Origin of the sequence: Streptomyces sp. NPDC019396 (assembly GCF_040632375.1) — a bacterium.
Lineage (GTDB): Bacteria > Actinomycetota > Actinomycetes > Streptomycetales > Streptomycetaceae > Streptomyces.
Window position 1 is genome coordinate 217,381 of the sequence record NZ_JBEYBS010000002.1, and the last position, 19,055, is coordinate 236,435.

Consider the following 19,055-nt stretch of genomic DNA (forward strand, 5'->3'; position numbering starts at 1 on the left):
ATGGACGTACGGATACGGCAGGCCGGGGCGGGTGACCGGGACAGCGTGGCGCGGCTGCTCGACGAGGCCTTCACGGACGACCCGGTGAGCAGCTGGGTGTTCCCCGACGAGAACCACCGCCGCAAGGTGCACGGGGTCTTCATGGGCGTCTTCCTCGACACCGCACTCGCCGAGGGGCGGGTGGACATGACGGAGGACGGAACGGCCGCGGCGCTCTGGCTCCAGGTGCCCGCGGGGCCGCCGGACGCCGACGACGACACACCGGCCCGGATGCGTGAGGCGGCGGATCCGGACAACGAGCGCGCGGAACTCGTCGGCCGGCTCACCGGCGCTGTTCACCCGCACGACCGGGCCCATGAGTATCTGCTGCTCATCGCGGTCTCTCCGGAGCGCCAGGGTCAGGGGCTCGGCACCGCACTGATGGCCCCGGTACTGGAGCGCTGCGACCGCGAGGGGGTTCCCGCGTATCTGGAGGCCAGCAGCGCCCGCAGCGGCAGGCTCTACGAGCGCCTCGGTTTCGCCTTCACGGACCGCCTGGTCGAGCTGCCCGACGGCCCGTGCATGTGGCCCATGTGGCGGGAGCCTGCCACCATCCCCGTGGGCGGCTGACGGGCCGCAAGGGGCCGGTCGCCGGTCACTTCTCCGGGATGATCCGGCTGACCACGGTCTCCACGAGCGCGTCGAGCTCGCGGTCGGCGAGCACCTCGGGCAGCGTGAAGTGCTCGAGCATCAGGCCCGTCATGGCCAGATACAGGGTCAGGAAGACATCCGCGTCGCCCGGCAGGCCCGAGTGGAGATGCAGCAGGCGGTTGGCGTCCAGCTCGGCACGGACCGCCCTGTTCAGCTCGGCCGCCAGCGCCGGGCGTCGTGTGGCCTCCAGGCGCAGCTCAAGCAGGGCGAGATAGCCGGTGCGTTCGGCGGTCATGCGGCGTACCAGCCAGCGCATCAGATCGACGTACAGCTCGCGGGACGGCGCCGGACGCATCGCCGCCTCGGCCTGGCCGGGGTCCGGGGTCATCCGCACATGGATCCGGGCACCCGCCTGAGTGAACAGGTCGTCGCGGTTCGAGAAGTAGTTGGACGCCGTCCCGGCCGGTACCCCGGCCTCGGTGTCGACGGCCCGGAAGGTGAGGCCGCGTGCCCCTTCCCGGGCGAGCACCTCGATGGCGGCGTCCACCAGGGTGATCCTGCGCTCAGGGTTTCTGACCATCCCCTCAGCCACCTCTCAGTGATCCGCTGCTCTGTCCGAAAATCATTCCGCCACAACCACTACGTACGGAGTACTCTAATTGTAGTGGTTCCGGGGTGGGCCCACGAAAGGCCCCTAGGGAAGCGGAGAACTGGTTTGCGCAGACTCACGTACTTCATCGCCTGCTCGATCGACGGCTTCATCGGTGATCCGAAGGGCGACGCGTCGTCCATGTTCGCTTACGTGGACACGGAGTTCCTGGAGTTCCTCAAGGCCGAGTACCCGGAGACCATCTCGGCCGAAGGCCGGAGGATGCTGGGCCTGGACGGACTCGAGAACGTGCGCTTCGACACGGTGATCCAGGGCCGCGGAAGCTATCAAGTGGGCCTGGACGCGGGGATGACCAGCCCGTACGGCCATCTGCGCGAGTACGTGGCCTCGCGCACCCTCGCCGCGCCCCCTGATCCGCGTGTGCGGATCCTGTCGGGTGACCTGGTCGCCGCGGTCCGTGAGCTCAAGGCGGAGGATGGCGGGCTCGGTATCTGGCTCTGCGGGGGCTCGGAGATCGCCGGTGAGCTGTTCGAGGAGATCGACGAGCTCGTGATCAAGACCTATCCGCAGGTGTACGGGTCGGGGATGCCGATGTTCGGCTCCGGATTCACCCTCGCCGACTTCACCCTGGACACCGTGCGCACCTTCGGTAACGGTGCGTTGGTGCGGCAGTACACCAGGCGGCGGTAGGGATCCGACCGCGCCGGGACGAGCGGTGTCCGTCCCGGGCGTGCCGACCTATCCTTGAACGCATGGGCAGCGAAGGACATCGGACCGTCCGCCGCCCGGAGGCCGAGTTCGTGTGCCCGGCCTGCGGGAAGCCTGTCGGTACCGTCATCAAGCGGCGCAAGGTACTCGGGGCGTTCGTCCCGGAGTGGGTGCCGGGCCCCTGCCGCAACGCGGGCTGTGCGCTGGGCGCCGAGCCGTCCCGTTCCGAGTCGCCCCGTTCCGCGGAGTCGTGAGGCGGGTTCGGGAGACCGTCCCGCCACCGCTCGCAACCCTCTGAGGGTGGGCCGTTCGGGCGTTCGATGCATTCGAAGGGGTGACCGGCTGTACGGCGGAGCCAGTCATACCGCTACAGTCCGCGCCATGTCATCGGAGTCGACGGACGTATGGACCGGCTGGTACCGGGACCGCCGGGGTGCGGAAGCGATCGCGGTCGCTGTGCACGGGCGGGAAGTGCACACCCGCATCAGGGGAATCGAGTACGAGGGCTCGGGTCTCGCCGCCTTGGCCGCGGTGGGCTCAGGTGAGGCGCTCGCCGGTTGCGTGCTGGAGTGGGATCTGCCGCTGCCCGTGGTCCTGGCCGGAGCGGAGCACCAGGCCACACTGTGCTGCCTGTTGACCCTCGGCGACCGCGGGTCCGACGGGCGCCCCGACCGGGTCGACCTGAGTCTGACCCTGCACTTCGGCGGGGCGGCGTACACATCCGGAATCGCGGGCGGGGACTTCGACGACGCGCTCGCGCGCATCCGGCGCCAGCTGCCCCAAGGGGCGGACTTCGGGCGCGGGCTGCTCGAACGCGCCTGAATCGCGGAACGCACCAGGGACGCACCCGTGGGCGGGACCGGGAACGGCCTCCCGCTCCCGCCCTGGCGTGCGTCAGGCCCGCTTGTGCTCATCCGTGAGCAGGCCACGGAAGGTTCGCGCGGGCCGGCCGGTGAGGCGCCGCACGGTGTCGGTGACGCGGTCCTCCGCTCCCTCGGCGATGGTGCGGTCCATGCCGGCCGGCATCGCGGCGAACTCCACGGGCATCAGCGCCGTGAGGCGATCGCGCATCTGGTTGTCGGGCAGAGGACGGCTGTACGAAGCCCGTCGCGAGCCGATCAGGGAGGCAGTCGAAACCGGCCCGCGAAAAGACCGCACCCGGGCCGACGCGGACGCCGTGATCGGCGTCCGTGTGCGGACCGGGTGCGGTGGTGGTGCGAGGGGACCGAAGGCTTCAGGCCTTCTTGGTCTCCCAGAAGATGCGGTCGATCTCGGCGATGAGCTCCAGCGCCTTCTCGCCCGTCTTGGGGTCGGTGGACGCCTTGGCCGCGGACAGCGCCTTCAGGGTGTCGTTGACCAACTGGTGCAGCTGCGGGTACTTCTCGAAGTGCGGCGGCTTGAAGTAGTCGCTCCACAGCACCGACACGTGGTGCTTCGCGAGCTCGGCGCGCTGTTCCTTGATGTCGGTCGCGCGGGCCTGGAAGTGCGGGTCGTCGTTGGCGGCCATCTTCTCCTGGACGGCCTTGACCGACTCGGCCTCGATACGGGCCTGGGCGGGGTCGTAGACACCGCAAGGCAGGTCGCAGTGGGCGCTGACCTTCACCTTGGGGGCAAAGAGGCGGGAGAGCATTTGAGCCGTCCTTCCTTGTGATCGTCTTCTCAGGTAGGACATTACTCCGTGGCAGACGGGTTTTTGCGAGCGCCCCTGGGGCTTAGGTCAAAAGTCCGGGGCGTGCCGGGACCCCGCGGAACGTACGGTGAGAGCCGAGAGGTGGACGATGACCGACCTGGGGCGTGAGCCCGGAGCGCGCTTCGGGGTCGCGGAGGTGACGGGTCCCTCCATGTACCCCACGCTGGCGCACGGCGACCGGCTGCTGGTGCACTACGGTGCCGCGCTCCGGGGCGGGGACGTGGCGGTGATGCGGCATCCCTTGCAGCAGGACCTGCTGATCGTGAAACGACTCGCCGAGCGCCGCGAGGGCGGCTGGTGGGTGCTGGGCGACAATCCGTACACCGAGGGGGACAGCAGGCTGTTCGGCGTGGTGCCGGACGAGCTGCTCCTGGGGCGGGTCAGGGTGCGCTACCGGCCGCGCGGCGGGGATCAGGGCTCGCTGCGCTCCCGTACGGCCTGGTTGGTGTCCGCCGTGCGGCCGGTGCTCTGCGACCGCTCGGTCTCCAGGCGCTTGCGGGCACGGTAGGCGGCGACGTTGGCGCGCGTCGCGCAGCGGTCCGAGCAGTAGCGGCGTGAGCGGTTCGTCGAGGTGTCGAGATAGGCGTTGCGGCAGGGTGCTGCCTGGCACAGCCCGAGCCGGTCGACGCCGAACTCGGTGAGGTGGAAGGCCAGTCCCATCGCGGCGATCGCCGCGTAGCCCGCCGTCGCGTTGGACGGATGCTCGGCCAGGTGCATGTGCCAGCGCGGCCGGCCCTCGTCGTCGAAATGGTCGTGGCCGGAGATCTGGGGGCTGACCGGGAACTCCAGCAGCAGTGAGTTGAGCAGGTCGACGGCCTGGGTGTGGTCGCCCGCGTCGGCCGCGTTGAAGACCGCCCGCAGCCTGGCCCGTACGGAGCGGAACCGGGTCACGTCCGCGTCCGTGGCGCGGCGGGCCGCCTGGGTGGACGCGCCGAAGAGTTCGCGGACCGCCTCCACGGAGGTGAGTGAGTCCTTGCTGCGGGTCGGCTCCTCGGTGTTGACCAGACGCACGGCATAGTCCGAGTAAGAGGCCAGTTCCACTTGTAGTCCTTACGGATGGGGTCTAGTGTCGCCGTCGGGGAGGTAATGGATGCCTCGTCGAACAGGGTATTACAAAGGGGAGGGTTTCCATGTCTGACGCAGCGAACGCGGAAACAAGCACCGACTGGCAGGCCTGGCAGGAGAGCTGGGACCGTCAGCAGGAGTGGTACCTGCCCGACCGCGAGGAACGCTTCCGGGTGATGCTGGACATGGTCGAGGCCGTGGTCGGCCCCGAGCCCAGGGTCCTGGACCTCGCGTGCGGTACGGGAAGTATCTCGGACCGGCTGCTCAAGCGGTTCCCCAACGCGGTGAGCGTCGGGGTGGACCAGGACCCGGCCCTGCTCACCATCGCCGAGGGGTACTTCGCGAGCGACGAACGCGTCACCTTCGTCACCGCGGATCTCACCGACCCCGGCTGGACCGCGGCCCTGCCGCACGACTCGTACGACGCCGTCCTCACCGCGACCGCCCTGCACTGGCTGCGCCTGGACCCGCTGGCCACCCTGTACGGCCAGCTCGCCGGGCTGGTCGGTGACGGCGGGGTGTTCATGAACGCCGACCACATGAAGGACGAGACCACGCCCCGGATCAACGCCGCCGAGCACGTCCAGCGCCATGCCGCCATGGACCGGGAGAAGGCCGCCGGGGTGCTCGACTGGGCCGAGTGGTGGGCTCTGGCCGCCAAGGACCCGGTGCTCGCCGCCCCGACCGCCCGCCGGTTCGAGATCTACGGGGAGCACGCCGACGGGGGGTTCCCTTCACTCGAGTGGCACGCCCGAACCCTGCGCGAGGCGGGTTTCGCCGAGGCACGCGGGGTCTGGGCGTCTCCGTCCGACTCGATGGTGCTCGCCCTGAAGTGAGAAATCGGGGGGTCGGCAGAGCGAAGAAGGGCGGGTACCGGCGCATCGCGCCGGTACCCGCCCTTCCGTGACGGAACCGCCCGGTCTCAGAGCACCTTGGACAGGAACGCCTTCGTCCGCTCGTGCTGCGGATTGGTCAGCACATCGCGCGGGTTGCCGGACTCGACGACCACACCGCCGTCCATGAACACCAGTGAGTCGCCGACCTCGCGGGCGAAGCCCATCTCGTGGGTCACGACCACCATCGTCATACCGCTCTCGGCCAGGTCGCGCATGACGTCGAGTACGTCACCCACGAGCTCCGGGTCGAGGGCGGACGTGGGCTCGTCGAAGAGCATCAGCTTCGGCTCCATCGCCAGCGCACGGGCGATGGCGACACGCTGCTGCTGTCCACCGGAGAGCTGCGAGGGGTAGTTCCCCGCCTTGTCGCCGAGCCCGACGCGGTCGAGCAGCTTCAGCGCGCGCTGCCGGGCGACGGCCTTGGCCTCGCGCTTGACCTGGACCGGGGCCTCCATGACGTTCTCGAGGGCGGTCATGTGCGGGAACAGGTTGAACCGCTGGAACACCATGCCGATGTCCCGGCGCTGGAGGGCGACCTCGCTGTCCTTGAGCTCGTAGAGCTTGTCGCCCTTCTGGCGGTAGCCGACGAGCTCGCCGTCGACGTAGAGCCGACCGCCGTTGATCTTCTCAAGGTGGTTGATGCACCGGAGGAAGGTCGACTTGCCCGAGCCCGAGGGGCCAATGAGGCAGAACACCTCACGGGGGGCGACTTCGAGATCGATGCCCTTGAGGATGTGGGCGGCGCCGTAGGACTTGTGTACGCCCTCGGCCTTCACCATGGCGGTCATGTCACACCCCCCTGGGGCTCTGAAGGGACAACACGTTCGCCTTGATGCGCTGCCACGGCGTGGGCGGCAGCTGGCGCAGCGAACCGCGGGCGTAGTACCGCTCGACGTAGTACTGGCCGACGCTGAAGACGCTGGTCAGGGCCAGGTACCAGATGGAGGCGACGATCAGCATCTCCATGATGGCGAACGAAGTCGAACCGATGTTCGTCGCGGCGCGCAGCAGATCGGTGTACTGCACCGCGGAGACCAGGGAGGAGGTCTTGAGCAGGTTGATGAACTCGTTGCCGGTCGGCGGCACGATCACCCGCATCGCCTGCGGCAGCACGACCCTGCGCATGGTCTTGCCGTTGGACATGCCCAGCGCGTGCGAGGCCTCGGACTGGCCCTCGTCGACCGACTGGATGCCGGCCCGCACGATCTCGGCCATGTAGGCGCCCTCGTTCAGACCCAGACCCAGCAGGGCCACAAGGAACGGGGTCATGACATCGACCATCTCGTCCTTGTAGAACCCGATGTTCAGGATCGGGAAGATCAGCGCCAGGTTGAACCAGAGCAGGAGCTGCACATAGACCGGGGTGCCGCGGAAGAACCAGATGTACAGCCAGGACACCGCGCCGGTGACCGGGTTCTTCGAGAGCCGCATGACGGCGAAGACGATGCCCAGCACCAGGCCGATGATCATCGACAGCACGCTGATGATGATGGTGTTCAGCGCGCCTTCGAGGATGCGGGAGTCGAAGAGGTACTCGCTGATCGTGGCCCAGCGGATGTCGCCCTGCGAGAAGGCGAAGCCCAGCCAGCCGAGCAGCGCCAGCACGACCACGCCGGACACATAGCGTCCGTAGTGCCGCACCGGGATGGCCTTGATCTGCTCGGGGTGCGCCGCGACGGCGGCTTCCTTGCTGACCGCGCTGTCATCCTTGCCCTCCGGCGAGCCGGCCGGCTGCTTGTCAGCCGGTGGCTCGTCGGCGGGCGTCTTGTCGAACTTGTCAGTCACAGTGACTGCCCTTCAGGTGGAACGCTCGAGGCGGGTACGCCGCGACTTACTTACCGCCGTTGATGGTCGCCTCGGTGACCGCGCTGTCCTTGACGTCCCACTTCTCGAGGACCTTGCCGTACTCGCCGTCCTTGATGATCGCTGCCAGGGCCAGCTTGAGCGCGTCACGCAGCTCGGTGTTGTCCTTGTCGACGGCGATGCCGAACGGGCCGGCGTCGGTCTGGTCGCCCGCGACCTCGAAGTCGTTGCCGCCGCCCGCGGTCTTGGCGATGTGCGCGGCGACCGGGTAGTCGTTCAGGTCCGCCGCGGCGCCGCCCGACTTCACGCGGGTCTGGGCCTCGGCGTCGGTGTCGAAGGCCTCGATGGTGAGCTTGCCCTTGCCGTCCTTGGTGCACTTGGCGGCCTGGGCCTTGAAGGTGTCCTCGTAGATCGTGCCGCGCTGGACGGCGACCTTCTTCCCGCAGAGGTCGTCGAGCGAAGCGATCTTCTGCGGGTTGCCCTTCTTGACCAGCAGGGAGACACCGGAGGTGAAGTAGTCGACGAAGTCGACGCCCTCGCCGACCTTCTTACCCGTCTCGTCCAGACCCTCCTGGCGCGCCTTGGTGTCGCTCATGGAGGACATCACGATGTCCTGGCGGCCGGTGTTGAGGGAGGAGATCAGACCGTCGAAGGTGCCGCTGGTGAACTTGAACTCGACACCGAGCTGCTTGCCGAGCGCGGCGGCGATGTCGGGGTCGATACCGACGATCTTGCCACCCTCCTGGTACTCCATCGGGGCGTACGCGGCGTCGGTGCCCACCTTGATGACACCGGCGTCCTGGTACTTCTTCGGGAGCTTGGAGTGCAGCGGGGCGGAGCTGTCGGCGCCGGTCTCCTTGGTGGAGGTCGATGCCGAGTTGGTCTGGTCACCACAGGCGGTGAGTACCAGCGCGCCGGCGACCGCGATCGCGCCGACCGCGGCGATCCGGGACCGTGCGGCGGTCGTACGACGGGTGGTGCTTGCGGTCATGATCGTGGTCCTCCGGCATGTCGGGGTGTAGCCAAAGTCGGTCGCGAACTCGTCTTTGAGTGTCACGACTCTGTGTGTTTCCGGCATCTTGCCATTCGGACTAGCCCATTCAGTGGCCTCAGCATGTCAAAATCGGATAACGGGTGACCCCCGAACTGCGACAGGCCGGTACAACATGACCGGACCAGCCGCATCATCTGCGGCTTTACCTTCCAATGACGGAAAAATCTTCGGGTTGTCTCATCATCCGGGCAACGCGGGGAGTAACGGTAGGCGGACTATTTGCTACCTGTTGGCCGACTTGACGTTTTTTGTCAGGTTATGTCACCAGGTGTCATCACGCAGAGCCCCCGAGCCGGTCTAACGGACTCGTCGGCGATACCGTGCGTCAGGTAAGAAGGATCCTTACACCCCTCATCCGGGGCTCAGGGCGCGTTGTGCGGCGCGCCCGCGCGTACGTACCTCCCCCTGACGGGCGGGCCAACCCGCCCAGCGCAGGGAACGTACGCGGTGCCCGCCCACCCCTCCTCAACCAGGAGCGGCAACCCTCAACTGATGAAGACTTAAGGGGTCAACCAAAAATGGCAGCCGAGATCGTCAATCCCCACAGCGAGAGCGCCAGGGAAGCGGAAGCGGAGAGCGTCGCCGGTGAGTCCGGCGAAGCCTTCGATCCCGCCTTCGCGCTGCACCGCGGCGGCAAGATGGCCGTCCAGAGCACGGTGCCGATCCGCGACAAGGACGACCTGTCCCTCGCCTACACGCCCGGCGTCGCGCGGGTGTGCACCGCCATCGCCGAGCAGCCGGAGCTCGTCCACGACTACACCTGGAAGTCCCAGGTCGTCGCGGTCGTCACGGACGGTACGGCCGTGCTCGGCCTCGGCGACATCGGCCCGGAGGCCTCGCTCCCCGTGATGGAGGGCAAGGCGATCCTGTTCAAGCAGTTCGGCGGCGTCGACGCGGTGCCGATCGCGCTCGCCACCACCGACGCCGACGAGATCGTGGACACCGTCGTCCGCCTCGCCCCCTCGTTCGGCGGGGTGAACCTGGAGGACATCTCGGCGCCGCGTTGCTTCGAGATCGAGCGCAAGCTCCAGGAGCGGCTCGACATCCCCGTCTTCCACGACGACCAGCACGGTACGGCCGTGGTGACGCTCGCGGCCCTGCGGAACGCGGCGAAGCTGACCGGGCGAGGCCTCGGCGATCTGCGCGCGGTGATCTCCGGCGCGGGCGCGGCGGGTGTCGCCATCGCCAAGTTCCTCCTGGAGGCCGGGCTCGGGGACGTCGCGGTCGCCGACCGCAAGGGCATCGTGAGCCGGGACCGCGACGACCTCACCCCGGTCAAGCGGGAGCTCGCCGAGATCACCAACCGCGCGGGGCTCAGCGGCTCGCTGGAGACCGCGCTGGCCGGTGCGGACGTCTTCATCGGCGTCTCCGGCGGCACGGTGGCGGAGGCCGCGGTGGCCTCGATGGCGGAAGGCGCCTTCGTGTTCGCCATGGCCAACCCGAACCCGGAGGTCCACCCGGACGTGGCGCACAAGTACGCCTCGGTCGTGGCGACCGGCCGCAGCGATTACCCGAACCAGATCAACAACGTGCTGGCCTTCCCCGGCATCTTCGCGGGCGCCCTCCAGGTGCGGGCGTCCCGGATCACCGAGGGCATGAAGATCGCGGCGGCCAACGCGCTCGCGGACGTGGTGGGCGACGACCTCGCCGCCGACTACGTGATCCCCTCGCCGTTCGACGAGCGGGTCGCTCCGGCGGTCACGGCCGCCGTGGCCGCGGCGGCACGCGCGGAGGGCGTGGCGCGGCGCTGACGGCCTCTGGCGGGATCCGAGGCTCCGGGCGGGCCGTGCCAGGCATCTTCGGGGTGCCGGGCACGGCCCGCGGCCGTTCCCGGGCCGGGCGCCGCGGGAGCACTTCGGCCCCGCCGTGAAAAGAGGGTGTGTGTCACACCGGCCCGCGGTTCCCGCCGTGTGCCCGCCCGCCCTATCGTCAAGGTCATGTTCGCCGCCTACGCCGCACGCATCGACCGTGACCAGCCGCTGACCGGACTCGAACTGGGCGAACGCCCGGCGTCCGACGTGCCCCCGGGTTGGACGGTCGTGAACGTCAGGGCAGCGTCCCTCAACCACCACGACCTGTGGTCGCTGCGGGGCGTCGGCCTGTCCGGGGACAAGCTACCGATGATCCTCGGCTGTGACGCCGCGGGCGTCGACGCGGACGGCAACGAGGTCGTGATCCACTCCGTCATCGGCCAGACCGGTCACGGCGTGGGCCCGGACGAGCCCCGCTCCATCCTGACCGAGCGCTACCAGGGCACCTTCGCCGAGCAGGTCGCCGTGCCCGTCTGGAACGTGCTGCCCAAGCCGAAGGCGCTCTCCTTCGAGCAGGCCGCCTGCCTGCCGACCGCCTGGCTGACCGCATACCGCATGCTCTTCACCAACGCGGGCGTACGTCCCGGGGATTCGGTGCTCGTCCAGGGCGCGGGCGGCGGTGTCGCCACCGCGGCGATCGTGCTCGGCAAGGCGGCAGGGCTGCGTGTCTACGCGACCAGCCGCGACGAGGCCAAGCGCAAGCGGGCCGTGGAGCTCGGCGCGGTGGACGCCTTCGAGTCCGGTGCCCGGCTGCCGCACCGGGTGGACGCGGTCATCGAGACCGTCGGCGCGGCCACCTGGTCGCACTCGGTCAAGTCGCTGCGGCCCGGCGGCACCCTGGTCATCTCCGGAGCGACCAGCGGCGACCGGCCCTCGCACGCCGAGCTCACCCGGATCTTCTTCCTCGAGCTGAAGATCGTCGGTTCCACCATGGGCTCCAAGGATGAGCTGGAGGACCTGCTGGCGTTCTGCGAGGCCACGGGGGTGCGTCCGGTGATCGACGAGGTGCTGCCGCTCGACCGGGCCCGGGAGGGCTTCGAGAAGCTGGCGGCGGGCGAGCTGTTCGGGAAGATTGTCCTGACCAACCCTTGATGGTCCGTCAGATGAGCTGATGGGATCTCCGGCACTGCCGTACGCCTGTGCCGGAGGTCGCCATGCACCGCCTTCTCGCCGCTGCCGTCTCTTCCCTGGTTCTGGCTGCGGCCTTACCGGCCCTACCCGCCACCCCGGCCACGCCGTCGGGTGCGGCGGCTTCGGCTCCGCCGGGCGTGCCCCGGATGACCGACGACGAGGGCCGGGTGCTCACCCTGCGCGGCTGGAACATCGAGGACAAGACCCACCGGGGCGAGCAGGCCCTGTCCGCGATCACCGAACGCCATCTGCGGGACATGCGGGCCCAGGGCTTCAACGTCGCCAGGCTGCTGGTGTTCTGGGACGATCTGGAACCGGTCAGGGGCCGCTACAGCCAGGCGTATCTGCGCAGGATCGAGCGGATCCTGGACTGGGCCGAGGCGCAGGGGATCCAGGTCCTGATCGACGCCCACCAGGACGTCTTCGGGCCCGCCTTCGGCCATCGCGGCATTCCCGAGTGGGCGACCCGTACCGACGGGCTGCCCTTCACCCCGCACCCGGACGACTGGTTCGCCGAGTACTTCGAGCCCGCCGTGCAGCGGGCTTTCACGCATCTGTACGAGGACCCGGATCTGCGGTGGGCACAGGCCCGGATGTGGCGGGTGCTGGCAGGACGTTTCGCGGACCACCCCGCCGTGCTCGGCTACGACCTCATCAACGAGCCGATGGGCGAGATGGCGGAGGGCGAGGACCTGCCGTCCGCCGCCCGGCGCATCGAACGCGAGCAGCTCACACCGATGTACAACCGACTGGCGGACGCGGTCCGCGCGGCAGACCGGGACAACTGGCTCTTCGTGGAGCCGACGCCGATCGTGGGTGAGGGCGTCCCCACCGGGCTCGGGAAGATCGAGGACCACAGGGTCGTCTACGCCCCGCACTTCTACAACGCCGCGATGGAGGCGGGCCGGGACTACGACCCGGCGGCCGGCTGGATCGAGGCGTACGAGGCCGCCGTGACCGCGTACCCGAAGGCGTACCGGGTCCCGGTCGTCGTGGGGGAGTGGGGCCCGCTCAACAACGCCCTGCCGAACATGGGCCGCTTCTACCGCGAGGCGCTGGCCTCCCTCGCCCGCTACAGCTCGGGCTGGGCGGGCTATGTGTGGTGTTACGGGGGCGGGTACTGCGCGGTGGGCGAGGACGGCCGCTTCCGTACCAACAAGGAGCAGACGGCGGCCCCGTACGCCCCGGCGGTGGCGGGCGTGGTGCGCGACGAGGAGTGGGACTCCCTGGCCGGGGTGTACCGGCTCTCGTACGACGCCCGCCCGGGCGTCACCCGGCTGTCGCTGCCGCCGGCCGGACGGGGATGGCGGGTTGAGGTGTCGGGCGGTACACGGCGCGGGGACCGGGTGTATGCGCGGCCGGGGGCACGGGTGCGGGTGCTCGTCGACCGGGGCTGACAGCGCCTCCGCTATGCGGTGGCCGGGTTTCCCGGTGTGCTGCGGCCGGTGGCGACGCCGGGAGCGGCCGTTCTCGGACGCCGGAGTTTCGCCTGCCGAGGGCGTGCCCCCACTGTGTGGGGGCACGCCCCTGGCTCAGTCGTTGCGGAGGAGCGCGACGATATGGGTCGCCGCCGACGACAGATGGCGGCGGGCCTCGGCGAGTTGGGGGGCCGTGACGCCGTGGTCGCGGGCGGCGTCGCGGACCTCGTCGCGCAGACGGTCCAGCATGCGTTCCAGATCACGGGCCGGATCGCCCGAGTCCGGGGTGTCCTTCGCCCAGCCGGGGTCCGCGTCGGCCGCGTCGGGCTTGGTGAACGGTGGCCACGCCTTCGTACCCCGCGCCAGGTTCCCCAGCTGGCTGGTGAGCTCCGACATGCCGTCGCGGACACCGGCCGGCCAGTCGCCCCGGGCGAAGTGGTCCTGGACCTGGCGGGCCATGCGCTGGACCTCCTCGCGGGCCCGCTCCTGGGCCTCCCTGGCCTGGCGGCGCGCGGTCTGGGCATCCTCGCGGGCGCGGCGGGACTCGTTCTTCGCGCGGCGGGCCTGCTCCTTCCACTCCTCCTTGGCCTGCCGCATCTCCTCCTTCACGGTGCGCCAGGCGTCGCCGTCGCCGATGCCCGCGTCCACCCGCCGGCTCTCCGACGCCGCGGCCCGCATCTCGCTTCGGAGCTTGCCCGCCGCCCCGCGTACGTCGTCGCGGATCTCCGCCGCGAGCTCGGAGACGGACTCGCGGATCTCCAGCTCCAGGTCGGCGAGTTCCCCGCCGCGTCCCGCGAGTTCCTCCCTGCCGGCGTCGGTGATCGCGTACACCTTCCGGCCGCCTTCGGTGGTGTGGGTGACGAGCCCCTCGGCCTCCAGTTTGGCCAGCCGCGGGTACACCGTGCCCGCCGAGGGCGCGTACAGCCCCTGGAAGCGTTCCTCCAGCAGGCGGATGACCTCGTAGCCGTGACGCGGCGCCTCGTCGAGCAGCTTCAGCAGATAGAGGCGGAGCCGGCCGTGGGCGAAGACGGGTGGCATGTCAGAGCACCTTTCCGGTAGGGGCGGCCTCGGCCGTCTCGTCCTCGGCGGGCGGGCGGCGCAGCAGGGCGATGGATCCGGAGACCGTGGTGGCCTTGAGCGAACCGCTGCCCGAGCCCAGCGTGCCGGTGATCCTCTTCGTGCCCCACATTCCGCTGACCCGCAGGTCCTCGAAGGCGTTGGACACGGCCCCGCTGGTGGTGTTGGCCTCCACCCGGGCGTCCGCGGGGTGCGGAAGCCGGATGGCGACCTCGCCGGAGACGCTGACGACCCGGACGTCCGTGGGGGTCCCGTCGAGGTCGATCGCCATGTCGCCGCTGACGGTCTCCGCCCGCACCGCGGGACCGGCGCCGTCGATCACGGTCAGATCCCCTGATACGGAGTTGAAGCGCAGGTCGCCGGTGACCGCCTGGGCTTCGAGACCGCCCGAGACCGTCTCGGCGTGGACCTTTCCGGACAGCCGCGTGAGCGTGGTGTCCCCGCTGACGCCGCGCACGTCCGTACGGCCCTGGATACCGGAGACGACCGCCCCCGCTCCCACGACGCCCACCTCGACGGCGGCGCTGGACGGCACCGCGAGAGACACCACGGCACGGCGCTGCCAGCGCTTGCGGTCGAAATGCCTGAGGAAGTCCTGCCACGGCACGTCCTCATAGGCCACGGTGAGCGTGGACCCACTGAGGGTCACGATCAGCGGCGGGCCGTCGAGCTCGGACACCTCCAGGCGGGCGGTCTCCTCGTCGGTGCCGACCACGTTCACCGCGCCGTTGACGATGCGCACGTTCAGGGCGGTCACGGGTTCGTCGAACACGAGCTTCTGGGGCTCTGCAACGGTCCACGTCGACTCTGGCATGGTGCTGACCTCCCGGAGGGCCTCACGCAATATATCGCGTTTGCTGACGACGATACGATATATCGCGAACTGGGGAAGTCAAGAGGCAAGGAAACGGGCCCCTGTGCGTGAGAACGCACAGGGGCCCGCATCAGGGTCTCGCTCAGTCTTCGTCGTCTTCGTCGTCGAGCCGCGCCAGCCAGGTGGCCAGACGCTCGACGGGCACCTCGAAGTCCGGATTGAGATCCACGAACGTACGCAGCTGCTCGGCGAGCCACTCGAAGGTGATCTCCTCCTCGCCGCGCCGCTTCTCCAGCTCCTCGATGCCACGGTCGGTGAAGTACATGGGAAACAGCCTAATGCGCCCGCCGACGTCGGCTGACGCCGGAACGGGAACGGCCCCCGAGGCGGTTGCCGCGCCGGGAGCCGTTCCGTCGATCAGGAGGGTTCAGAAGCCGCTCAGGCCTCGAAGACCTCGTTCACCAGCTGCTGCTGCTCCGCCTGGTGCCGCTTCGCCGAGCCCACCGCGGGCGACGAGGAGTGCGGCCGGGAGATCCGGCGCAGCCGCTCGCCGTGCGGGACGTCCGCGCCGACGGCCAGGTCCAGGTGGTCGATCAGGTTGAGCGCGATGAACGGCCAGGCACCCTGGTTCGCCGGCTCCTCCTGGGCCCACAGGTACTTCTCGGCGTTCGGGAACTTGGCGATCTCGGCTTGGAGCTCCGCGCCCGGCAGCGGGTACAGGCGCTCAAGGCGGATGATCGCCGTGTCCTGGACCCCGCGCTTCTGACGCTCGGCCTCCAGGTCGTAGTAGACCTTGCCGGCGCAGAACACCACCTTGCGGACCTCGGCCGGGTTCACCGCTCCGGAATCAACCGTGGTGTCGCCGATGACCGGGCGGAAGCCGCCCGTGGTGAACTCCTCCGCCTTGGACGCCGCGGCCTTCAGACGCAGCATCGACTTCGGGGTGAAGACGATCAGCGGCTTGTGGTGCGGGTTGTGGACCTGCCAGCGCAGCAGGTGGAAGTAGTTCGACGGCAGCGTCGGCATGGCGACCGTCATGTTGTTCTGCGCGCAGATCTGGAGGAACCGCTCCGGGCGGGCCGAGGAGTGGTCCGGTCCCTGGCCCTCGTAGCCGTGCGGCAGCAGCAGGGTGACGCCGGAGGTCTGGCCCCACTTCTGCTCGGCGGAGGAGATGAACTCGTCGACGACGGTCTGGGCACCGTTGACGAAGTCACCGAACTGGGCCTCCCACATGACCAGCGCGTCCGGGCGGGCGAGCGAGTAGCCGTACTCGAAGCCCATCGCCGCGTACTCGCTGAGCAGCGAGTCGTAGACGTTGTAGCGGGCCTGCTCGTCGGACAGGTAGAGCAGCGGGGTGTAGTCCTCGTCGGTCTCCTGGTCCACCAGGACCGCGTGCCGCTGGCCGAAGGTGCCGCGGCGGGAGTCCTGGCCGGCCAGCCGGACCGGGGTGCCCTCCATCAGCAGCGAACCGATGGCCAGGGTCTCGCCCATACCCCAGTCGATCGTGCCGTCCTCGACGGATGCGGCGCGGCGCTGGAGCTGCGGCATCAGACGCGGGTGGACGGTGACGTGGTCCGGGATGTTGACCTGGGACTCGGCGATCCGCTTGACGACCTCCTGCGAGACCCCGGTGGTGACGGCCACCGGGAACTCGGCCTGGACGTCCGGGACATGGGCCGGGGCCGGGTGGCTGGTGGCCTCGCGGACCTCGGCGAAGACCTTCTCCAGCTGGCCCTGGAAGTCCTGGAGCGCCTGCTCGGCCTCTTCCAGCGTGATGTCGCCGCGACCGATGAGCGACTCGGTGTAGAGCTTACGCACCGAGCGCTTCTTGTCGATCAGGTTGTACATCTGAGGGTTGGTGAACTGCGGGTTGTCGCCCTCGTTGTGACCGCGGCGGCGGTAGCAGATGAGGTCGATCACGACGTCCTTGTTGAACGTCTGGCGGAACTCGAAGGCGAGCCGCGCCACCCGGACACAGGCCTCCGGGTCGTCACCGTTCACATGGAAGATCGGGGCCTCGATCATGCGGGCCACGTCGGTCGCGTACATCGACGAGCGCGACGACTCCGGGGCGGCGGTGAAGCCGACTTGGTTGTTGATGACGACGTGGACCGTGCCGCCGGTGCGGTAGCCGCGAAGCTGCGACATGTTGAGCGTCTCGGCCACGACGCCCTGGCCGGCGAAGGCCGCGTCACCGTGCAGGGCGATCGGCAGGACGGTGAAGTCCGTGCCGCCCTTGTTGATGATGTCCTGCTTGGCGCGGACGATGCCCTCGAGAACCGGGTCGACCGCCTCCAGGTGCGAGGGGTTGGCGGCCAGCGAGACCTTGATCTGCTCGCCGTCCAGTCCGGTGAAGGTGCCCTCGGCGCCCAGGTGGTACTTGACGTCGCCGGAGCCGTGCATCGACTTCGGGTCGAGGTTGCCCTCGAACTCGCGGAAGATCTGCGCGTACGACTTGCCGACGATGTTCGCCAGGACGTTCAGACGGCCGCGGTGGGCCATGCCGATGACGACCTCGTCGAGACGCGACTCGGCAGCGGAGTCGATCACCGCGTCCAGCAGCGGGATGACGGACTCGCCGCCCTCCAGCGAGAACCGCTTCTGGCCCACGTACTTGGTCTGGAGGAAGGTCTCGAAGGCCTCGGCGGCGTTGAGCCTGCGCAGGATCCGCAGCTGCTCCTCGCGCTCCGGCTTGGAGTGCCCCCGCTCCACACGGTCCTGGATCCACTTGCGCTGCTTCGGGTCCTGGATGTGCATGAACTCGATGCCGGTGGTGCGGCAGTACGAGTCGCGCAGCACGCCGAGGATGTCGCGCAGCTTCATCATCGACTTGCCGCCGAAGCCGCCGACCGCGAACTCGCGCTCCAGGTCCCACAGGGTGAGCCCGTGCTCGGTGATGTCCAGGTCGGGGTGCTTGCGCTGGCGGTACTCCAGCGGGTCCGTGTCCGCCATGACGTGGCCGCGGACCCGGTAGGAGTGGATCAGCTCGAAGACCCGGGCTGCCTTGGTGACGTCGTCGTCGTGCGAGGCGTCGATGTCCTTGAGCCAGCGGACCGGCTCGTACGGGATGCGCAGTGCCTCGAAGATCTCGTCGTAGAAGCCGCCCTCGCCGAGGAGGAGGTTGGCGACGATCCGCAGGAACTCGCCGGAGGCGGCTCCCTGGATGACACGGTGGTCGTACGTCGAGGTCAGGGTCATGACCTTGGAGACGCCCAGCTTGTTCAGGGTGTCCTGGGAGGTGCCCTGGAACTCGGCCGGGTAGTCCATCGAGCCGACACCCATGATCACCGACTGGCCGGGCATCAGGCGCGGCACGGAGTGGACCGTGCCGAGGCCGCCGGGGTTGGTCAGCGAGACGGTGACGCCGGTGAAGTCGTCCATCGTCAGCTTGTTGTTCCGGGCGCGGCGGACGATGTCCTCGTAAGCCTGCCAGAACTCGAAGAAGTTGAGCGTCTCGGCCTTCTTGATGGCCGCGACGACGAGCTGGCGGTCGCCGTTGGGCTTCACGAGGTCGATGGCCAGGCCGAGGTTGATGTGCGCCGGCTTGACGAGGACGGGCTTGGCGTCCTTCTGGCCGTACGACCAGTTCATCGACGGCATGGCCTTGATCGCCTGCACCATCGCGTAGCCGATGAGGTGGGTGAAGGAGATCTTCCCGCCCCGGGCGCGCTTGAGGTGGTTGTTGATGACGATCCGGTTGTCGAAGAGCAGCTTCACCGGGACGGCGCGGACGGACGTGGCCGTCGGCAGCTCCAGCGAGGCGTTCATGTTCTTCGCGACGGCGGCGGAGGGGCCGCGCAGCGGGAGCATCTCGGGCCCGTCGGGCGCCTGGGCGGCGGGTGCGGCGGCGGCCGGCTTGGCCGCTGCGGGCTTGGCCGGAGCGGCGGCAGGGGCCGCGGCGGGCTTCGCGGGCGCGGCGGCTGCCGGGGCGGCGGGCGCCGGGACGGCCGCAGCGGGCTGTACCGGGGCCGCGGGTGTCTCGGTGGCCGCAGGAGCCGCGGGCTGCGCCGGGGCCGCGGGCGCCGGCGCCTGTGCGGTGCCCGGCGTCTGCTCAGCGGCGGCGGAACCGCCCGGCTTGTAGTCGGCGAAGAAGTCCCACCAGGCTCGGTCGACCGAGTTCGGGTCCTGGAGGTACTGCTGGTAGATCTCGTCGACGAGCCACTCGTTGGCGCCGAACGCGGCAGCGGGGTGCTTCCCCTGCCCGTCCGGGTCGGTCGAAGAACTCGTGTTACTGGGGGACTGAGACGACACGGCGGTAACCGCCCTCTTCCGCTTCACAAGGTGATGGACAGCGGAAATAAAGGCTACGCCTCCCCGGCCGGGAGGTGCAGGCCGGGCATGTCCTTCG

Annotated in this window: 19 protein-coding genes and 1 pseudogene; 9 read left to right on the top strand and 11 right to left on the bottom strand. The window is 69.3% G+C overall.

All coding sequences use genetic code 11. The annotated features are described in order from the left end of the window. Positions 1 to 609 carry a GNAT family N-acetyltransferase gene (locus tag ABZ532_RS03020; protein ID WP_361279042.1) on the top strand — a complete coding sequence of 203 codons (609 nt, stop codon included), beginning with the start codon at positions 1 to 3 and terminating at the stop codon, positions 607 to 609. A gap of 25 nt (positions 610 to 634) precedes the next feature. Here ABZ532_RS03020 and ABZ532_RS03025 read toward each other — a convergent pair whose 3' ends face one another. Further along, the gene (locus ABZ532_RS03025) at positions 635 to 1,210 is read right to left on the bottom strand and encodes a TetR family transcriptional regulator (RefSeq protein ID WP_361279044.1); all 576 of its coding nucleotides are present in this window, start codon (positions 1,208 to 1,210) and stop codon (positions 635 to 637) included. A gap of 135 nt (positions 1,211 to 1,345) precedes the next feature. Between ABZ532_RS03025 and ABZ532_RS03030 the strand changes: the two genes are divergently transcribed. The 3 genes from ABZ532_RS03030 to ABZ532_RS03040 all read left to right on the top strand — a co-directional run bounded on the left by ABZ532_RS03030 (position 1,346) and on the right by ABZ532_RS03040 (position 2,770). Next, entirely contained in the window at positions 1,346 to 1,930 is a 585-nt protein-coding gene (locus ABZ532_RS03030; protein ID WP_361279046.1) for a dihydrofolate reductase family protein, read from the top strand. Between the two features lie 62 nt (positions 1,931 to 1,992). Then, entirely contained in the window at positions 1,993 to 2,202 is a 210-nt protein-coding gene (locus ABZ532_RS03035; protein WP_361279049.1) for a hypothetical protein, read from the top strand. 127 nt (positions 2,203 to 2,329) lie between these two features. Continuing rightward, positions 2,330 to 2,770 carry a DUF6304 family protein gene (locus tag ABZ532_RS03040; RefSeq protein WP_361279051.1) on the top strand — a complete coding sequence of 147 codons (441 nt, stop codon included), beginning with the start codon at positions 2,330 to 2,332 and terminating at the stop codon, positions 2,768 to 2,770. A 72-nt stretch (positions 2,771 to 2,842) separates the two neighbouring features. Here ABZ532_RS03040 and ABZ532_RS03045 read toward each other — a convergent pair. Next, positions 2,843 to 3,022, bottom strand: a pseudogene (locus ABZ532_RS03045) (ergot alkaloid biosynthesis protein); the annotation flags it as partial. Between the two features lie 160 nt (positions 3,023 to 3,182). Beyond that, entirely contained in the window at positions 3,183 to 3,578 is a 396-nt protein-coding gene (sodN, locus tag ABZ532_RS03050) for a superoxide dismutase, Ni (RefSeq protein WP_361279053.1), read from the bottom strand. Positions 3,579 to 3,726: 148 nt separating this feature from the next. On the opposite strand from sodN, the gene sodX reads away from it, so the two are divergent. Then, positions 3,727 to 4,146 (top strand): nickel-type superoxide dismutase maturation protease, encoded by a 420-nt coding sequence (gene sodX, locus ABZ532_RS03055; protein ID WP_361279055.1) that lies wholly within the window; start codon positions 3,727 to 3,729, stop codon positions 4,144 to 4,146. On the opposite strand, the gene ABZ532_RS03060 is transcribed toward sodX, so the two are convergent. Next, entirely contained in the window at positions 4,050 to 4,679 is a 630-nt protein-coding gene (locus tag ABZ532_RS03060; RefSeq protein ID WP_361279057.1) for a CGNR zinc finger domain-containing protein, read from the bottom strand. The two genes, sodX and ABZ532_RS03060, sit on opposite strands and share 97 nt — an antisense overlap. Before the next feature lie 89 nt (positions 4,680 to 4,768). Between ABZ532_RS03060 and ABZ532_RS03065 the strand changes: the two genes are divergently transcribed. After that, on the top strand, positions 4,769 to 5,539 hold the full coding sequence (locus ABZ532_RS03065; RefSeq protein WP_361279060.1) for a class I SAM-dependent methyltransferase: 771 nt from the start codon (positions 4,769 to 4,771) through the stop codon (positions 5,537 to 5,539). 86 nt (positions 5,540 to 5,625) lie between these two features. Here the strand turns inward: ABZ532_RS03065 and ABZ532_RS03070 are convergent, their stop codons facing one another. From ABZ532_RS03070 to ABZ532_RS03080, 3 genes are read right to left on the bottom strand one after another with little or no spacing between them, the layout of a single operon-like run. Further along, complete coding sequence (locus tag ABZ532_RS03070) at positions 5,626 to 6,387, bottom strand: amino acid ABC transporter ATP-binding protein (RefSeq protein ID WP_361279063.1); 762 nt, start codon at positions 6,385 to 6,387, stop codon at positions 5,626 to 5,628. Between the two features lies 1 nt (position 6,388). Continuing rightward, a complete protein-coding gene (locus ABZ532_RS03075; RefSeq protein WP_361279065.1) occupies positions 6,389 to 7,384 on the bottom strand; it encodes an amino acid ABC transporter permease in 996 nt (331 codons plus the stop codon). A 46-nt stretch (positions 7,385 to 7,430) separates the two neighbouring features. Continuing rightward, positions 7,431 to 8,393, bottom strand: coding sequence for an ABC transporter substrate-binding protein (locus tag ABZ532_RS03080; RefSeq protein ID WP_361279068.1), 963 nt, complete (start codon positions 8,391 to 8,393; stop codon positions 7,431 to 7,433). A 581-nt stretch (positions 8,394 to 8,974) separates the two neighbouring features. Between ABZ532_RS03080 and ABZ532_RS03085 the strand changes: the two genes are divergently transcribed. The 3 genes from ABZ532_RS03085 to ABZ532_RS03095 all read left to right on the top strand — a co-directional run bounded on the left by ABZ532_RS03085 (position 8,975) and on the right by ABZ532_RS03095 (position 12,795). After that, positions 8,975 to 10,207: an NADP-dependent malic enzyme gene (locus tag ABZ532_RS03085; protein ID WP_361279070.1), complete on the top strand. Its 1,233-nt coding sequence runs from the start codon at positions 8,975 to 8,977 to the stop codon at positions 10,205 to 10,207. 186 nt (positions 10,208 to 10,393) lie between these two features. Then, positions 10,394 to 11,359, top strand: coding sequence for a zinc-binding dehydrogenase (locus tag ABZ532_RS03090; RefSeq protein ID WP_361279072.1), 966 nt, complete (start codon positions 10,394 to 10,396; stop codon positions 11,357 to 11,359). A 62-nt stretch (positions 11,360 to 11,421) separates the two neighbouring features. Next, on the top strand, positions 11,422 to 12,795 hold the full coding sequence (locus ABZ532_RS03095) for a cellulase family glycosylhydrolase (protein WP_361279075.1): 1,374 nt from the start codon (positions 11,422 to 11,424) through the stop codon (positions 12,793 to 12,795). A 135-nt stretch (positions 12,796 to 12,930) separates the two neighbouring features. Here the strand turns inward: ABZ532_RS03095 and ABZ532_RS03100 are convergent, their stop codons facing one another. The 4 genes from ABZ532_RS03100 to ABZ532_RS03115 form a co-directional block, all read right to left on the bottom strand. Next, positions 12,931 to 13,854 carry a helix-turn-helix transcriptional regulator gene (locus ABZ532_RS03100; protein WP_361279077.1) on the bottom strand — a complete coding sequence of 308 codons (924 nt, stop codon included), beginning with the start codon at positions 13,852 to 13,854 and terminating at the stop codon, positions 12,931 to 12,933. A gap of 1 nt (position 13,855) precedes the next feature. Beyond that, positions 13,856 to 14,707: a DUF4097 family beta strand repeat-containing protein gene (locus ABZ532_RS03105; RefSeq protein ID WP_361279079.1), complete on the bottom strand. Its 852-nt coding sequence runs from the start codon at positions 14,705 to 14,707 to the stop codon at positions 13,856 to 13,858. A 142-nt stretch (positions 14,708 to 14,849) separates the two neighbouring features. Continuing rightward, on the bottom strand, positions 14,850 to 15,032 hold the full coding sequence (locus ABZ532_RS03110) for a DUF6104 family protein (RefSeq protein WP_089511158.1): 183 nt from the start codon (positions 15,030 to 15,032) through the stop codon (positions 14,850 to 14,852). A 113-nt stretch (positions 15,033 to 15,145) separates the two neighbouring features. Then, positions 15,146 to 18,958 (bottom strand): multifunctional oxoglutarate decarboxylase/oxoglutarate dehydrogenase thiamine pyrophosphate-binding subunit/dihydrolipoyllysine-residue succinyltransferase subunit, encoded by a 3,813-nt coding sequence (locus ABZ532_RS03115; protein ID WP_361279081.1) that lies wholly within the window; start codon positions 18,956 to 18,958, stop codon positions 15,146 to 15,148. Positions 18,959 to 19,055: the final 97 nt, after the last annotated feature.

What these genes read in the sequence shown, in the direction of transcription:
- ABZ532_RS03020 (WP_361279042.1), top strand. Translation starts at nt 1, where the DNA reads ATGGACGTACGGATACGGCAGGCCGGGGCGGGTGACCGGGACAGCGTG.
- ABZ532_RS03025 (WP_361279044.1), bottom strand. Translation starts at nt 1,210, where the DNA reads ATGGTCAGAAACCCTGAGCGCAGGATCACCCTGGTGGACGCCGCCATC.
- ABZ532_RS03035 (WP_361279049.1), top strand. Translation starts at nt 1,993, where the DNA reads ATGGGCAGCGAAGGACATCGGACCGTCCGCCGCCCGGAGGCCGAGTTC.
- ABZ532_RS03040 (WP_361279051.1), top strand. Translation starts at nt 2,330, where the DNA reads ATGTCATCGGAGTCGACGGACGTATGGACCGGCTGGTACCGGGACCGC.
- sodN (WP_361279053.1), bottom strand. Translation starts at nt 3,578, where the DNA reads ATGCTCTCCCGCCTCTTTGCCCCCAAGGTGAAGGTCAGCGCCCACTGC.
- sodX (WP_361279055.1), top strand. Translation starts at nt 3,727, where the DNA reads ATGACCGACCTGGGGCGTGAGCCCGGAGCGCGCTTCGGGGTCGCGGAG.
- ABZ532_RS03065 (WP_361279060.1), top strand. Translation starts at nt 4,769, where the DNA reads ATGTCTGACGCAGCGAACGCGGAAACAAGCACCGACTGGCAGGCCTGG.
- ABZ532_RS03070 (WP_361279063.1), bottom strand. Translation starts at nt 6,387, where the DNA reads ATGACCGCCATGGTGAAGGCCGAGGGCGTACACAAGTCCTACGGCGCC.
- ABZ532_RS03080 (WP_361279068.1), bottom strand. Translation starts at nt 8,393, where the DNA reads ATGACCGCAAGCACCACCCGTCGTACGACCGCCGCACGGTCCCGGATC.
- ABZ532_RS03085 (WP_361279070.1), top strand. Translation starts at nt 8,975, where the DNA reads ATGGCAGCCGAGATCGTCAATCCCCACAGCGAGAGCGCCAGGGAAGCG.
- ABZ532_RS03090 (WP_361279072.1), top strand. Translation starts at nt 10,394, where the DNA reads ATGTTCGCCGCCTACGCCGCACGCATCGACCGTGACCAGCCGCTGACC.
- ABZ532_RS03095 (WP_361279075.1), top strand. Translation starts at nt 11,422, where the DNA reads ATGCACCGCCTTCTCGCCGCTGCCGTCTCTTCCCTGGTTCTGGCTGCG.
- ABZ532_RS03100 (WP_361279077.1), bottom strand. Translation starts at nt 13,854, where the DNA reads ATGCCACCCGTCTTCGCCCACGGCCGGCTCCGCCTCTATCTGCTGAAG.
- ABZ532_RS03105 (WP_361279079.1), bottom strand. Translation starts at nt 14,707, where the DNA reads ATGCCAGAGTCGACGTGGACCGTTGCAGAGCCCCAGAAGCTCGTGTTC.
- ABZ532_RS03110 (WP_089511158.1), bottom strand. Translation starts at nt 15,032, where the DNA reads ATGTACTTCACCGACCGTGGCATCGAGGAGCTGGAGAAGCGGCGCGGC.